This is a genomic window from Oleiphilus sp. HI0128 (assembly GCF_001635365.1).
The window spans coordinates 1-857 of the sequence record NZ_LWGG01001598.1 but is presented as its reverse complement, the minus strand read 5'-3'; the positions used below and the strand labels follow the sequence as shown (position 1 = coordinate 857).

Genomic DNA, 857 nt, shown 5'->3' with positions numbered 1-857 from the left:
GTGCGGCATTGAATATCTATCAGCGCTCTAGCGCAGATGCAAGCTACCCAACAATCGAGTCAACTAATCGAGTCGATGAGACACCCATACCTTGGAGCGCACTATCTGGTTTGGCAGCAAGCCCAACAGATGAAAACATGCTTTATTCCATCGAAGACAGCTTCTATGGTCAAAGTCGTATTTTCGGTATTGACGTCAGCACCACACCCGCTCAGCTGAACCAGGAAGTCACAATCAAAGATAGCAATAATATCTTTGCAGCCATTTCCAGAAGCGTTTTGGCAGATGATTCGGTTGATGCTGACGATGCAACACGCGTCAGTGTTTTCGATGAAGCAGACCTAGCGCTACTGATCAATGATGACAACAGCGTCAATATTGACCCTGAAGGTATAGCCGTTGCCAGCGATGGCGGTTTCTGGGTTGCTTCTGAAGGTTCAGGTACACAAGGGGATGCAGGACGACCAATCAATAGCTTGAACTTCATATTCAAAACCGATGCGAATGGCGTCATTGAAGAAGTTATCACACTGCCACAATCAGTGAATGATATTCAAGTACGCTTCGGCTTTGAAGGCATCACTGAATATAACGGTTCAGTCTATGTAGCAATTCAGCGCGCTTGGGGCGATGAAGCGAATCCACGCATTGGTGCTTACAATACGACAAGTGAGCAGTGGAGCTTCTTCTTCTACCCTCTCGATACTGCCGAGTCGCAAAATGGTGGCTGGGTTGGTTTATCTGATATCACCTCGATTGGCGACGGTAAGTTCCTAATGCTTGAGCGTGATAACCAGGGCGGCAAAGATGCAGCCATTAAGCGCATCTATGAGTTTGACGTATCTGCACTGAGCGAT

The 857-nt window shown here is 47.4% G+C and carries 1 protein-coding gene; it reads left to right on the top strand.

Translation table 11 applies throughout. The features are described 5' to 3' along the window. On the top strand, nt 1-857 hold an 857-nt coding region (locus A3763_RS26175; protein ID WP_197483150.1), incomplete at both ends, for an esterase-like activity of phytase family protein.